The organism is Mesorhizobium sp. M1338, assembly GCF_040318045.1.
Lineage (GTDB): Bacteria > Pseudomonadota > Alphaproteobacteria > Rhizobiales > Rhizobiaceae > Mesorhizobium.
On the sequence record NZ_JAMYLL010000029.1, the window covers coordinates 39,284 to 52,010 of the forward strand.

The window sequence follows — 12,727 nt, forward strand, 5'->3', positions numbered from 1 at the left end:
CGTCTGGTCGGGGGTTCAGTAAGGGGGACCTGAAGCGGCCCGACGGTTATATCCTGAAGAGGCCTCACGCTTTCGGATTGTACGATTGAGCTTCTTCCAGGCGTGGCTCAATCATTCACCACTTGCGCACCCGTGCCGCCGCTTGAGAGCTCGTCGCGCACTTTCCGTCTGCCGATTGGTAGGAGATCCGGGTGTCACGACAACCCAACTGCCGGCGCCTGGCCGCGTCGGGTGCAGCGAGAGAGCGGCATCATCGTCGGGAGAAAGGCTCGGACCGCATGCCCCCCAGGCGATAGGCATAGCCGCCATCGTGTGCTCCGACATGATAGATAATGTGCGTGTACTGACCTCGAAGATAGATTCAAGTGCAATCGCGTTTTCAGATCGCGCGAGACCTGATCAAAACCGATCGAGGAGCTACTTGTTTTGTCGAAAGAGCTCATGATCCTGAAAGTCGTTATCCGAACATCTGGATCTTACAATATCGACCTTGTCATTTGGCTACCAGTTCACATCGAACAATGGAGGCTGTGATGATCGCCCTTTCTTCTGAAAATATCGAACCGACGAATTCGACGAAATCGCACCTAGGGCCCGCAATTCCCGCTTCGATGTTTGGGATCGTGCTGGGAACCGCCGGTCTTGCCAACGCTTGGCGAGCAGCCAGCGAACTCTGGCATTTCCAATCGACGATCGGAGACGTCATTGGCCTCGTCGCGACGGCCATCTGGGTAGCGCTTATCGCGCTTTTTGCTACCAAATGGGTTCTGTTTCCCGCCGAGGCCAAACAGGAGCTTGGGCATCCCGTGCAATGTTGCTTCGTCGGTCTGATCGGTGTTTCGACCATGCTGGTGGGGTTGGTGCTCGCCCGCTATTCCGACATAACTGCAAATGTTCTCTATTGGGCCGGCGCAATCTGGACGGCAGGATTTTCAGTTTGGAGGACTGGCGCCCTGTGGCACGGCGGCCGCGACGCGACGACGACAACCGCCGTCCTATATCTGCCCTCCGTCGCGGGTTTCTACGTGGTCGCGATAGTGGGCGCACCTTTGGGATACCTCGATCTCGCAAAGCTCGCGTTCGGCGCCGCATTCTTCTCATGGCTTGCAATCGAATCGGTCCTGTTGAACCGTCTGTTGACAACGACGGAGTTGGCCGAGCCGCTTCGACCGACGATAGGGGTCCAACTCGCTCCTCCCGCTGTCGGTGCGGCCGCTTATCTCGGTGTGACGGACGGGACACCCGACATGCTGGCTCACGCAATGGTGGGTTACGCGCTCCTGCAGCTCATTTTGATGATCAGGATTTTCCCCTGGGTCCTTAAGCAACCGCTCAATGCTTCTTACTGGGCGTTCTCGTTCGGGCTCACGGCCCTTGCGACGGACATCATCCGGATGGTCTGTCGGGGCGATCGTGGCTTGTTGGAGTATTTGGCCATGCCGGCGCTCGCGGCGGTTACGTTCGCATTGCTTGCATTGGCGCTCTTCTCTCTTCGGCTCCTGTTCACCGGGAAACTTTTGCCCCTTCGGCCGATCGGGCGATAGGTCCAGACCGCCGCGTCGCGGCGTCAACGGGAGCCATCGTGTGCGGCTCCAGCGCGCGGGGGGATCCTGCAAGCAGGATACCTCCCGATCCCTGGCCTCATGTAATAGCGAAGGAGAAGGCAGTGAAACTTACGGACAACACGATCTTGATTACTGCTGGCGCGTCGGGCATCGGACGCGGTTTGGCGGAAGCATTCCACGAACTTGGCAACGAAGTCGTTATCGCCGGGCGTCGACGGGCGCTGCTCGAAGAGGTCGCCGCGGCAAACCCAGGAATCCAGACGATGCAGCTTGATGTGGGAAACTCGCACGGCATCCGGGCTGTCACGGAACAGCTGATCCTTCAGTTTCCCTCACAGAATGTATTGATCAACAACGCTGAAATCATGCCATTCGACGACGCCGGCAGCGAGATCGACGAGAAGATGACTGAGAAGGTCATCATGACGAACCTGCTCGGTCCGATCCGCTTGACCTCTGCCCTCATCGAACACCTGAAGAAGCAGGCGCGAGCGACGATCATCAACAACACGTCCATCCTTGGCTTCGTTCCGCTCGCAAACGCCGCCGACCCTGCATTCCTATACGCTTTCACAACGCTTCATGCCGCGGAACACGTCGGTCGCCGTGCAGGAAATCGCTCCCCCTTTGGCTTTTTCAAAACGACAGGGCCGCCGTCGATGTTGATGCGAAAAAGCTTGTAGGGTTTTTCCCGCAGGTCATTGCCGTCGTGGAAGCTAGGCTGCCGGTTTATCTGTCCGCACGCACCGTATTTCAACCATCTAAACACGCCTTATCTCTCGCGCCTCACGAAATTCGGCGTTGCCCCCGATGAGGTTGACTACGTCCTCCACACGCATCTGCACGTGGATCACGTCGGGTGGAACACGAGGCTCGTCGATTGCCGCTGGCAGCCGACCTTTCCCAATGCGCGGCACCTATTTTAGAGGAATCGGCTGGCAAGAGAAGTTGGTTCACCTCTCAAGGAAGCAACTCAGATACCGCCGAAGGACCGAGGTCTCGCCCCGGCCCTTTAATTTTGTGTCGGTCAGGATCAGTGACCCCAGATGCCTTGGCCATATTCGTCGTTGGAAACAGGCTTGCGTACGGTTTTCGGCATGCCGGTATCGTTGTTCATTCTTTTGGTCGAGGAGGTATACGTGTTGTCAGACGCAGTTGCAGGCTGCTGGGCCTCGTTGGACCCATAGTGGTCGCTTCCGGCAATTGCGCTTCCTGCTGTAACAACAAGAGCGGCGGCAGCAAGAGCTGTCATTTTCATTTTAGTAACTCCATCGTTATCTTGGTGGTCTTCACCCATCCAGCTATAAAGCCTCGCTCCCCCGAGACGATTGGACGATCCGGCTGTGTGACCCATACGTTGGCATTGGGCGATGCAAGCCGAAGGGCAGGGACAATGTTGTTGACGGGAGGCAGCCTTGCCGCTGCGCTGAACATTCGTCGGGCGAATTGGTATTTGGAAGCAGCCGCTTGCGTGGATCTTTATTGGCCGCGGCCCCGGCACCATTCCAGCGCTTCCGGCCATCCGCCGCAGCATGCCACCGGTCACCCGATCTCAGCGATGACCTACCCTGGACCTTGGCATCGTCTGACTGACCATTCCGCATAATAGGTCGACGCGCCGGGTCGGCGCATTCTTCTGCGCATCGGTCATGAAAGGCCGCAAAAGGAGAAAGCAAATGCCGAACATTACTAGGATGCTGGCGCTCGCAGCGGCACTTGCCGTATCGAGCACCGCGATGGCGCAGCCGGTCGGCCCAGAGGCCAAGCCGACGGTCGTGCTGGTGCACGGCGCCTTCGCCGAGTCGTCGAGCTGGGATGAAGTCATCATCAAACTCAACAGGGACGGCTATGTAGCCAAGGCCGCAGCCAAGCCGCTCCGCGGCGTCGCCAGCGATGCCTCGGCGGTCGCGGCCATTCTCCGGTCGATCCCCGGGCCGGTCGTTCTGGTGGGCATTCCTGTGGCGGGCCTGTCATCACCGAGGCCGCCAACGGCAATGCCAACGTAAAGGCGCTGGTCTATGTGATCTGCATCGCGTCAGGCCGACCACCTTGATCGTAATGGCCAATATGGCGGAAACCCTGGATGAGTTCCGGCTTCTTCAAGAATCTAGACGTCACTGCTTCACCCGACCGAATAAGAGGCCACCGCGTATTCCGCTACGAGATGATCCTCGTTCGGGGATGCACCGCCTGCGCCAACAGCTCCAATCACCACCCGTTTGGGATCGCGGATCGGTACGCCGCCAGCCACAAAAGCGAGCTTTCTCGGAATGGAGGTTTCGATCGTCGCCAAGGGGTGCCCGCTCGAGACTGCGAGGCAAAGGTCTTTCGTGGATACGCCAAAAAATACTGCCGTCAGCGCCTTGGACGCTGAGGTATCGATAGATGCCAGCGCAGCGCCGTCCATCCGGGTTGCGAGCACGAGGTTGCCGGCGCCATCCAACACGGTGATTGTGTAGGGGACCCCGACGTCAGCAATCTTTTCGATCGCACGCTCGGTGATGGAGCGAGCGACGTCGAGCGAGAGGATGACGGGGGAGATCTGTTTAAATTTCGGCATAGGAAGATCCTGTTGTAACGGTCGCCCATTCGCGACCAAAAGTTGGAAAGGCTGGAATCACTCGAATTGCGAGGTGGCTAGACCGTGAGCCGGAGAGTTTGGTCCCCAAAACTGGAGCAGGCTCCGATCGGTCAGGAGCCCGGCCCTGATTGACCGGGTCCTTTCAACAAATGCTTAGAAATGTTCGAGAACGATCTTTCCCTTTGCCTTGCCGCTTTCGATCGTAGCGTGTGCCTTCTTGAGATTGGCCGCGTTGATGGGGGCAAGCGTCTCCGTAATCGTCGTTCGAATCTTGCCTGCGTCGATCAGTGCGGCAACCTCGTTCAACAGCTTCCCCTGCTCGTCCATGTCTGCCGTCTGGTAGATCGAGCGCGTAAACATCAACTCCCAATGCGTCGAGACAGCTTTCCGCTTGAAAGGAACGATGTCCAGACTGTTGGGATCGTCGATCAGTCCGAACCGGCCTTGCGGGGCGATGAGCTCGATGATCTCCTTCAGGTGATAATCCGTCTCAGTGGTCGAGAAGACGAAGGCAGGTGACCCAATACCCAGCTCGGCAACCTGAGCGGCGATTGGTTTGCTGTGATCCACGACATGATGGGCGCCCAGTTCCTTGACCCATGCTTGCGTCTCAGGACGCGAGGCGGTTGCGATCACGGTCACATTGGTGAGCGCCCTCGCCAACTGGATGGCGATCGAACCGACGCCGCCGGCGCCGCCAATGATCACGATCGCGTTCGCAGCGCCCGGTACGGGCTTGCGGATATCAAGACGATCAAACAGCATTTCCCAGGCTGTGATCGCCGTAAGCGGAAGCGCGGCCGCTTCGGCATTCGAGGCCGATGCAGGTTTTCCCCCTACGATCCGTTCATCGACGAGATGGTACTGGCTATTTGCGCCAGGACGAATGAGCGAGCCCGCATAGAAGACCTCGTCGCCAATTTTGAACTGCTTGGCGTCAGACCCGACTTCGACCACTTTTCCGACAGCGTCCCAGCCCAGAATTTTCCACTGCCCGGCTTCGGGGGAAACACCCTTGCGAATCTTGGCGTCCACAGGATTGACCGAGATCGCGGCAATTTCGACGAGAATGTCTCGGCCGGACGGCGCCGGGCGAGGAACATCGATATCGACCAGAGCTTCATCCCTGTCCAGGGTTCCGGCTTGCTTGTATCCGATGGCTTTCATTGTACTACTCCGTTGCTGATTGATGTACGCATGAGTTGGCGCCATGCTGAGAAAGGGTGCAATACGCACGAAATTTGCACGTAGTGCCAAAAAAGATACCGCAAAAGGTAAGGCTCGATACTGTCGGTTCGACTGCAGTCCCGGTTGCTCGGCTGAGGCAGCAATCGGTCTCATTGACGGGAAATGGAAATCAGTCATCCTGTTTCACCTTCTCGGCGGAACGATGCGATTCAACGAGATCCGGTGTCGCGGCTTGTTGCGGCTTCGATGAATTGGAGCCACCCCGCTACCAACACGAGGCCTGCCAAGGTCCCAAGCGATGGCGGTGGAACCAAGAGAAGCGTTGCCATTCCTGTCATTGCCGCGACCCCGCAGATTGCGGCAACCGCGAAGTGCCGTCGTCTCTCGGCCCTTGCCCGCTTCAAAGCTCTCGCCAAGGCTTCGGTTGGGGTAATCGTAGTCATGGCCTCTTCCTCGTCGGATTTATTCAACACTTGGGTCCGAGGGGCAGCGTAATGGCATGATCGGGGAGGCAGTCGGGTCAACGGGCGGACTTGCGCACCGGCGCCAAGCGCCCAAAGTTTGCCCGATGATCGATCGCGCCTGAGACACGTTCCGAGCCAACCGGAATGATCAGTCGGCTGCCCAACCGTCAGAGACGTGATGCCCACTGCAATATTGAAACCTTGATCCTCTTCGAGGGAAATCGGCTGCAGCGAAATCGTGCCATGCTCGCCCCCAACAAGAACCTTGGCCCCGAGGCCACGCCCGGTCGCAGCATCCGCGCTAACGCCAGCATAGGTGTCAGACAAGGCGCTCTCATTTCGATTGGCAGGGGCAAAGACCAGCCAAGCCAGTTTGGCGGCCTTTATTTCGCCCACATCAATGCCGAACTCGGGTAATCTTACCGATATAGGACTTTGACGCGCCGGAAGCCGACGGCTTAAAAACACAGGCGATATCCTGTTGTGAGCCGACGATGACGCCGATCCCTGCGGAAACGTCGCAATCCAGGCTCCGAACCTCAACATGTTCGGCGGCGAACGCCGGTCGAAAAACCAGAAGGGATGCCGCGGCAAGAGTTGCAGCGATTGCTGAGGAAGAGCGCATAAGAGATCCTTTTCTGACAGGCGAGCTGAGAGCCGACAATTGTGTCCGGCGGACATCGACCGGACAATCCGAAACGTAAGGCGTTCCTTGTCGAGCGAATTGGTGGATCCGATCGGGTTCGATCCCCATGAGGTCCAAATTTGTCTGAAACGGTCAGATAATCACCTTTTAAAAACCGAATTGGACAGGTCTCGTCGCACCGAGGGTATCAATGCAGTGGCAGCCTCGGTGGGGTCTCATACGGCGATATTTTCCAGGGGGAGGCGACACTGCTCGAATTCACGCAGCCCAGGGTCGCGCTCTAGACATAGTCACGATTGTCCAGCAGGGCCTCATACCGGCGTCCGAATGCTTCGAACACAATGATGCGGCGTGCTTGTCTCATCATGATGCCACAACCGAAGTTTCGGCCTCGGAGCTAGCCGCAGAACGAAAGGGCACGATTGTGCAATCGTCCGTCTCGGTCATGGCTATCCTTTCGTCAAGCTTGGTGACCAACTTGGTGCTAGGCATGGATCCAAGGAAAGGGTGTGCTCGTGCTGTCGACGGTGGGCGGCTGGATAGGGTGGTTGAGCACCCGAAATCCGGTGAGTGAAAGACGCAGGCATTTCTTCGAAGACGATGAGCCGTTCGAGTATGCGGAAAGCGAACGCCCTCCGGTCCCCGGATCTCCGGGGACGCCTGTTCATCCGCCGCATAGACGCGCAATCTACGGGATCACCTCACTGATCACGGGAATGACAGGCGCATTGGGCAACGGCCTCGTGTCGGCGAACCTGCCTTACCTGCAAGGCGCGCTGGAACTTAATACCAGCGAGATCGCCTGGCTGCCCGCAGTTTACCTGGTGACGAATGCTATCACCGGCTGCATTCTCGTCAAATATCGCCAACAGTTTGGTATACGATCGTTTTGTCTGATTTTCCTTACCTTGCAAGCCGTCCTGATCACCGCGCACCTTCTCGTCAGCAGTCTGGCCAGCGCGATCCTTGTGCGAGCGGCTAGCGGAATATGTGCTTCAGCGATGAGCACGCTCGGTGTCTTCTACATGATCCAGGCGATGTCCGCGACACGTCGGCTGATGGCCGTCACGCTTGGACTAGGCACCCCTCAGCTCGCCCTGCCTATCGCGTGGATTATTCCGAAGGACTTCCTGGCATTTGATAGCTGGAGCGGACTGTATCTGTTCGAGCTCGGACTTTCCCTTGTCAGCCTGGGTCTCGTGATGATCGTCCGCCTCCCGCCAACCATCAGGGCCCGGGTATTTGAACTGCTCGACGCCCTGACCTTCGGCCTCTACGCGGCGGGTATCGGACTTTTCGGGGCGGCGATGGGTGTCGGGAGCTATCTATGGTGGACGAACGTATCCTGGATCGGTTGGTGCCTGGCGGCGGCCTTACCGTGCTTGGCGCTGGTGGCTGCCATCGAGTATCACCGGGCGCGCCCGCTGATCGATGTGCGATGGCTAAGCGCGGGCACGTTCGTGCGTTGGGCTATGATCGCCGTTATTTGCCGGCTCGCTCAATCGGAACAAGCGGTCGGTGTAATCTCGATGCTGCGAGACTTCGGTCTCACCAACGACGACTTCAGACCGCTAACGCTGGTCATTTTGGCCGGTGCAGGCGTTGGTCTTCTAACGAGCGCTGCCCTCGCCTCCCCGACACGCCTCCCCCTTCTCGTCCTGATCTCGCTGGCATTCGCTGCGACCGCCGCATTTCTCGATTCATCCTCGAGCCTTCAAACAAGGGGGCAGCAGCTGATGGTATCTCAGGCGATGATGGGTGTGGCGACCACCATGTTTTTTGGCCCGGTTTTCATTTTCGGTCTCGGGCAGGTGCTCATCAGGAGGGGTGTGGGGCTTACAAGCTTCATCGCGGTTTTCGGCATTACTCAATCGGTCGGAACCCTGATCTGCAATTCTCTTTTGCAGAGTTACCTGTTTCACGCTCAGCAATATCATCTCGCGAACTTTGCGGCACAGGTCGAGAGGTCTGACCCGACGGTGATGAGAACCGCCTCAACGCTCGCTTCACAATACTCGGCAGTCCTTGCTGATCCCACGCTACGAGCCGCGGAAGGTGTCCAGGCACTATCACAGCAGATTCTCCTGAACGCTCGAATGGCGGCCTACAACGACGTCTATCTGGCCATTTCTTTGGTCGCGACCCTTGGATTTCTCATGCTTCTCAGCGTGGTCCTGATCGCGGTCTTCAAACAAGCCCGGAGAAATCTCTCATGAGCACACCTCCTTCCCTTGCAACCGAAGGCATTCCGGGCGGCCCTTTGCAAACTCCGGCCGGCGCGGTTCCGAGCTCTTGGCGCCCGGCGGCCACGAGTTTCCCGTCCTACCTGATCGCGCTATTGCTCGTCGCTGGCGGGGTGACGGCTATTCTCGCGGCTTGGCAATTGCCACCCTTCGCGACGGCAATCGTGAAGACCGACGATGCCTATATCCGCGGCCACACGACCGTAATCAGCCCGCAAGTGAGCGGCTACATCAACCGGATCACCGCACGCGACTATCAGAACGTCGCCGCGGGCGAAGAACTGCTTCGGATCGACGATCGCATCTACAAATCCCAAGTCGCAGAAGCACAGGCCAATCTGGATCTTTCTCTTGCGAACCTCGCAAGCAATCGGCAGACCATCGCGCAGCGGGTGGCCGATATCGTGACCGCCGACGCAAAGATTGCTAGCGCCAAGGCTCAGTTGGCTAAGTCCAATGCGGACTTTCGTCGAGCGGCCTACCTGGCAGTGCAGGGTTCAGGCTCGATCAGCAGCGAAGACACTGCACGTGCGGCTAAAGATACAGCAGCAGCAGGGCTTCAGGAAGCGCAGGCGGGCCGCGAGAGTGCAGTGCAGACCAAAGCTGCCGCTGAAATCAATGAAAAGGCCTTGGAGGCAAGTGTCGAAAGCGCGCGTGCGCAGCTGCAGATGGCCGAAATTAATCTCGGGTACACGGTTGTAACTGCCCCGGAAGCAGGCCGGCTGAGCGACGTAGGCGCCCGACGAGGACAGTACGTGACGAACGGCAGCCAGTTACTTTTCCTTGTTCCCTCCGTCCGTTGGGTGATCGCCAATTTCAAGGAAGGACAGACTGCGGCTATCCTACCCGGTCAAAAAGCCTTGTTCACTGTCGACGCGCTTGCCGGCGCGCGTTTTCGGGGAACGGTTGAGGAGGTATCGCCTGCCGCCGGCTCGGAGTTTTCCGTCTTGCGCACAGACAATGCGATTGGCAACTTCACCAAAATACCACAACGGATTTCAGTCAAGATCGCAATCGACCCGGATCAGGCGAATGCGGAGCGCCTTGGACCGGGCATGAGCGTTGAAGCCTCTATAGATACTGCATCCGCGACTTCCGGAGTTCCGCGCGCACCTTGATCAGGCACATGACGCACCCCGGAGTTTACTTCGGGCCGTGTTCACACGATGAGATCGGCAAGGATGCGGAAGCGCCCAGTTACGATGCTGGGCAGCTTTTAGTTATATCAGGTTGCAGGCTAGCGGAAGCGAGCGAATTCGTCTACCTGTGGCCGAGAAGATGGCATTCCCCAGCGCGCCTGCCGCTGCGGCTGTTCCTGCCTCACCCACGCCTCCAGGCTCTTCGTCACTTACGACTTGGTAAACCTCTATCCGAGGGACCTCGTTGATCCGCAGGACGCGATAACTGTCGAAATTCGCCTGGTCCACTGCGCCATTCGTGACAGTCACCTGATTGAACATCGCAGCACTCAGTCCGAACAGGACGCCCCCTTCCATCTGCGCTCTTACAGTATCGGGGTTGATGGTGATGCCGCAATCAACAGCGATTACGGAACGAAGCAGCCGGATCGTGTTATCTGCGCTGACCTCGATTTCAAGGATATGGGCGAGGTAGCTGCCAAACGCCACCTGTAGGCTGATTCCACGCCCCCGCCCCGGCGCCAGGCTTTTGCCCCAACCTGCCTTTTCGGCCGCAAGATCAAGGACCGCCAAAGCGCGGGGATTTTTCGTCAACATCCGGCGGCGAAAAGTGAGCGGATCAAGCTTTGCGGCGTGGGCCATCTCATCGACAAAGCTTTCTATCACGAAGAGATTGTGGGTCGCCCCGACGCCGCGCCACCAGCTTGTATTCATGCCATCGGGCTCGTCGCGAACGTAATCCGCCAAGACGGCAGTCTCGTCGTAGGGCGTTTCGGCGGCACAATCTACTGCGTCAGGATCTATCCCGTTCTTGAAAGCGGCCGGCGCCCATCGGGCGAAGATGGACGAACCCGTGACCCTATGCGTCCTACCGACGATCTTCCCATGCTTGTCCAGGCCCGCGGCGACCCTGTCATAGTAATAGGGCCGGTAGTAGTCGTGCATCATATCCTGCTCGCGCGTCCAAACGAGCTTGACGGGATAGCGGATGTCCTTCAGCAGACGCGCAGCGACCTCAATCGTGTCGATATCAAGCCGTCGGCCGAACGCCCCACCCATGAGCAGGTTAGGCACCGTGACATTCTGGGGAGCCAGGCCGGTCGCATGGGCGACGGCCAATTGGGCTCGAACCGGTACTTGCGTGCCCACCCAAAGGTCCGCGCCATCATCACGAATATGGAGCGTACAGTTCAGAGGTTCGAGCGGGGAATGTGAAAGGAATGGAGACTGATAGACCGCCGACAACTTGATCGCGGCGCCCTCTATCATTTCGACAGCGTTCGCATCGTCGCGGACCACCACCCCTTGATACTGCGAGGCGGCCTTCATCTTCGCAATGATCGAACCGGTGCTGACCGTTCCATGTACTCCCGCGTTCCACTCGATCTGCAGAGCTTCCAGACCCTGTTTCGCAGCCCACATATGTTCGCCGATGACAGCGACCGCCTCACCGGCCGACGTCACGATCTCAATGACGCCAGGAACTGCTCGCGCGGCAGCGAGGTCCATCGAGGCGATCGAACCTCCCTTCACGGGGCTGAGTGCAAGCGTGGCATGCTTCATGTCCGGCACGCGGACGTCTATTCCATAGACCATAGAGCCGTTGACCTTGGCCGGCGTGTCGAGACGCTTGGCTCGAGTGCCGATCAGTCGAAACTCTGAGGGCTTCTTCAAAGGTATCGCTTGTGGGACCTGCTGCAGCGCGGCCTCGGTGGCGACATCGAGATAGGAGAGCGCTCGGTCGGAGGAAGTATCCCGGATAATGCCCTTCTCGACCCGACACGTGGCGGCATCCACCCCCCAGCGCGCGGCCGCTGCGGCAACCAGCATAAGCCGAGCGGCAGCACCGGCCTGTCTCAGGCGTAGCCAATCCGATCGAGTGGATGTCGAACTACCCGTCGCCTGATCGTGCAAGATCGGATCCATGTATTTGGACAGGTCCGGAGGCGCTGCTTCAACCTTCACCTGATCCAGCTCGAGTTCCAACTCCTCGGCCAACAACATGGCGCTGGAAGTATAGATGCCCTGCCCGACTTCGGTGTGCGGCATGATGAGCGTGACCCCGTCCCCGTCGATCCGCATGAATGCATTCGGAGCGAAATTCGGCGCCGTGTTCTCGGCCAACGCGGCACGACTGCGCAGAACGCCGGGCAGCCCGAACGAGAGGAGAAGGCCGCTGGTCGCAAGCGCGGTTCCCTTCAAGAACCCGCGGCGTGAAACAAGGTTTTCGATCATCGGACCCTCACACTGATGCAGCTTGGTGGATGGCTTCACGAATTCGCATGTAAGTTGCGCATCGACAGATGTTGCCGGCCATCGCGTCATCGATGTCCTCATCTGACGGAAGTGGTTGAACATTCAGGAGTGCCGCCGCCGACATGATCTGGCCCGACTGGCAGTATCCGCATTGGACGACTTCTTTATCCAGCCACGCGGCTTGCACGCGCTTGCCGGTTTCAGTCGAACCTACGCCCTCAATGGTGGTAATCCTCTGATCGGAAATCATTGCCATCGTAATCTGGCAAGACCGAACGGCCTCGCCGTCGAGGTGGACAGTGCAGGCCCCGCACTGAGCGATACCACAGCCGTATTTCGTACCGGTCATCCCCATGACATCCCGCAAGACCCAGAGGAGTGGCATGTCATCGGGAACGTCCACCTCGTAACGACGATCGTTGACCATCAGGGTTTTCATCGATTTTTCATCTCGCTTTGGGGATCGTCGGCAACAGCTCCCTCAGCGGAGCGCATGCACGGACGGACCACGCCTCGCGCTTGGATACTCAACGACGGGCTCCAAGAATTGTATCATCCAGCGCTGCGTGGGTTTCAAAGGAGCCAGTTCGCAGCGACCGGCGGTCCCGGGCCTGAATCCTACAATATACCCCCGGAACAACTGGC

9 protein-coding genes and 4 pseudogenes are annotated in these 12,727 nt (G+C 58.4%); 7 read left to right on the plus strand and 6 right to left on the minus strand.

Going from position 1 to position 12,727, the window contains the following annotated elements; all coding sequences use genetic code 11:
* Positions 1-533: 533 nt before the first annotated feature.
* The 3 genes and pseudogenes from tehA to NKH19_RS22345 all read left to right on the plus strand — a co-directional run.
* Complete coding sequence (gene tehA / locus NKH19_RS22335; RefSeq protein ID WP_352869824.1) at positions 534-1,544, plus strand: dicarboxylate transporter/tellurite-resistance protein TehA; 1,011 nt, start codon at positions 534-536, stop codon at positions 1,542-1,544.
* Positions 1,545-1,666: 122 nt separating this feature from the next.
* Positions 1,667-2,248: an SDR family NAD(P)-dependent oxidoreductase gene (locus NKH19_RS22340; protein WP_352869823.1), complete on the plus strand. Its 582-nt coding sequence runs from the start codon at positions 1,667-1,669 to the stop codon at positions 2,246-2,248.
* Positions 2,249-2,302: 54 nt separating this feature from the next.
* A pseudogene (locus NKH19_RS22345) lies at positions 2,303-2,485 on the plus strand (MBL fold metallo-hydrolase); the annotation flags it as partial.
* Between the two features lie 113 nt (positions 2,486-2,598).
* Here the strand turns inward: NKH19_RS22345 and NKH19_RS22350 are convergent.
* Positions 2,599-2,823 (minus strand): DUF680 domain-containing protein, encoded by a 225-nt coding sequence (locus NKH19_RS22350; protein WP_352869821.1) that lies wholly within the window; start codon positions 2,821-2,823, stop codon positions 2,599-2,601.
* Between the two features lie 418 nt (positions 2,824-3,241).
* On the opposite strand from NKH19_RS22350, the pseudogene NKH19_RS22355 reads away from it, so the two are divergent.
* Positions 3,242-3,600, plus strand: a pseudogene (locus tag NKH19_RS22355) (alpha/beta fold hydrolase); the annotation flags it as partial.
* An 87-nt stretch (positions 3,601-3,687) separates the two neighbouring features.
* Here NKH19_RS22355 and NKH19_RS22360 read toward each other — a convergent pair.
* Positions 3,688-4,125, minus strand: a complete 438-nt coding sequence (locus NKH19_RS22360; RefSeq protein ID WP_352869820.1) for a GlcG/HbpS family heme-binding protein — start codon at positions 4,123-4,125, stop codon at positions 3,688-3,690.
* Positions 4,126-4,299: 174 nt separating this feature from the next.
* Complete coding sequence (locus NKH19_RS22365; RefSeq protein ID WP_352869819.1) at positions 4,300-5,313, minus strand: zinc-binding alcohol dehydrogenase family protein; 1,014 nt, start codon at positions 5,311-5,313, stop codon at positions 4,300-4,302.
* A gap of 61 nt (positions 5,314-5,374) precedes the next feature.
* On the opposite strand from NKH19_RS22365, the pseudogene NKH19_RS22370 reads away from it, so the two are divergent.
* Positions 5,375-5,557, plus strand: a pseudogene (locus NKH19_RS22370) (winged helix-turn-helix transcriptional regulator); the annotation flags it as partial.
* Here NKH19_RS22370 and NKH19_RS22375 read toward each other — a convergent pair.
* A pseudogene (locus NKH19_RS22375) lies at positions 5,544-6,552 on the minus strand (DUF992 domain-containing protein). The pseudogenes NKH19_RS22370 and NKH19_RS22375 overlap by 14 nt on opposite strands.
* 401 nt (positions 6,553-6,953) lie before the next feature.
* Between NKH19_RS22375 and NKH19_RS22385 the strand changes: the two are divergent.
* Both NKH19_RS22385 and NKH19_RS22390 read left to right on the plus strand, forming a co-directional pair.
* A complete protein-coding gene (locus NKH19_RS22385; protein WP_352869815.1) occupies positions 6,954-8,660 on the plus strand; it encodes a hypothetical protein in 1,707 nt (568 codons plus the stop codon).
* Positions 8,657-9,805, plus strand: coding sequence for an HlyD family secretion protein (locus tag NKH19_RS22390; protein WP_352869814.1), 1,149 nt, complete (start codon positions 8,657-8,659; stop codon positions 9,803-9,805). Before NKH19_RS22385 ends, NKH19_RS22390 begins: the two co-directional genes overlap by 4 nt.
* A 102-nt stretch (positions 9,806-9,907) precedes the next feature.
* On the opposite strand, the gene NKH19_RS22395 is transcribed toward NKH19_RS22390, so the two are convergent.
* Positions 9,908-12,061 carry a xanthine dehydrogenase family protein molybdopterin-binding subunit gene (locus NKH19_RS22395; RefSeq protein WP_352869812.1) on the minus strand — a complete coding sequence of 718 codons (2,154 nt, stop codon included), beginning with the start codon at positions 12,059-12,061 and terminating at the stop codon, positions 9,908-9,910.
* Positions 12,062-12,068: 7 nt separating this feature from the next.
* Complete coding sequence (locus NKH19_RS22400; protein ID WP_352869810.1) at positions 12,069-12,521, minus strand: (2Fe-2S)-binding protein; 453 nt, start codon at positions 12,519-12,521, stop codon at positions 12,069-12,071.
* Positions 12,522-12,727 lie beyond the last annotated feature (206 nt).

What these genes read in the sequence shown, in the direction of transcription:
- NKH19_RS22350 (WP_352869821.1), bottom strand. Translation starts at nt 2,823, where the DNA reads ATGAAAATGACAGCTCTTGCTGCCGCCGCTCTTGTTGTTACAGCAGGA.
- NKH19_RS22400 (WP_352869810.1), bottom strand. Translation starts at nt 12,521, where the DNA reads ATGAAAACCCTGATGGTCAACGATCGTCGTTACGAGGTGGACGTTCCC.
- tehA (WP_352869824.1), top strand. Translation starts at nt 534, where the DNA reads ATGATCGCCCTTTCTTCTGAAAATATCGAACCGACGAATTCGACGAAA.
- NKH19_RS22365 (WP_352869819.1), bottom strand. Translation starts at nt 5,313, where the DNA reads ATGAAAGCCATCGGATACAAGCAAGCCGGAACCCTGGACAGGGATGAA.
- NKH19_RS22390 (WP_352869814.1), top strand. Translation starts at nt 8,657, where the DNA reads ATGAGCACACCTCCTTCCCTTGCAACCGAAGGCATTCCGGGCGGCCCT.
- NKH19_RS22395 (WP_352869812.1), bottom strand. Translation starts at nt 12,061, where the DNA reads ATGATCGAAAACCTTGTTTCACGCCGCGGGTTCTTGAAGGGAACCGCG.
- NKH19_RS22360 (WP_352869820.1), bottom strand. Translation starts at nt 4,125, where the DNA reads ATGCCGAAATTTAAACAGATCTCCCCCGTCATCCTCTCGCTCGACGTC.